The 806-nt window shown below is 49.5% G+C and carries 1 protein-coding gene; it reads right to left on the minus strand.

From position 1 onward, the window contains the following. Window positions 1-122: 122 nt before the first annotated feature. Window positions 123-806: HNH endonuclease (locus tag KHU33_RS26150; RefSeq protein ID WP_211468479.1), on the minus strand; the 684-nt coding region annotated here is incomplete at its 5' end.

The following is an 806-nucleotide window of genomic DNA, read 5'->3' on the forward strand; positions in this document are numbered from 1 at the left end:
TACAACTCGGTTCGCCCGCATAGCGCCCTGGGGCAAATGGCACCGGACCAATTCCGGGTATTGCATCACAACGAAAACAGCGAGATTACTAACTTGCGATTGGTGCACTCAGCGGGGTAAGGTCAGGATATGAAGACATTTTCGCGATGCCAGCGCAATGACGGGAGTAGGTCAGCTGTTGCCCCTTTTAAACGCTGATTTGGCATAATATTCAATGCGTTCTGATCCGCGAGGGACAAGTCAGGGCTGATCAGAATCTCGAACTGATCTCCAAATGAAATAAAGCCAGCATCGAACAGCTTGTCGATATGAGGGGCGAGTAAAAGCCCATTTGACGCCCCTAGGCGCTGTTCCGTTGTATCGCATTTGCTCCAAGGGATGATATGTGACGCGATCAGAAGTTCTGGTTTGCCGCATGCCGTCACAGCGCAATTTTTCCATCTGTCGATAAGTCGTTTTCTGAACAATCCCTGTCCTACCCGTTGTTTGACGAGCGCCTGTTTTTCGGTGTCGCTTAGGAGGGTTGATGTCATGACTTCGTTAATACTTTTCTCTATCGCTTCGGCGATTTTCTCATCTCCATTCAAGCTTATTTGAGAGTGCCGCGGACCGCGGCACAGGCGAATTTCACCCGTCTCTGCGCTGTAATGTTCAACATGCCATGGAGTTGGGTCTAGAAAACGGGTTGCAGGATGTTCCGCTGCCTTAGCTGTTGCCAAGTTGTTGCCCAGGACAATGATGCGTAAAGGGATGTTATTGCGATAGGCCTTGAAGATAGTGTTGCCGAAATCCCTAATCTTCTTTTG

The sequence above is a fragment of the Collimonas silvisoli genome (assembly GCF_018305005.1).
GTDB classification, from domain to species: Bacteria; Pseudomonadota; Gammaproteobacteria; order Burkholderiales; family Burkholderiaceae_D; genus Collimonas; species Collimonas silvisoli.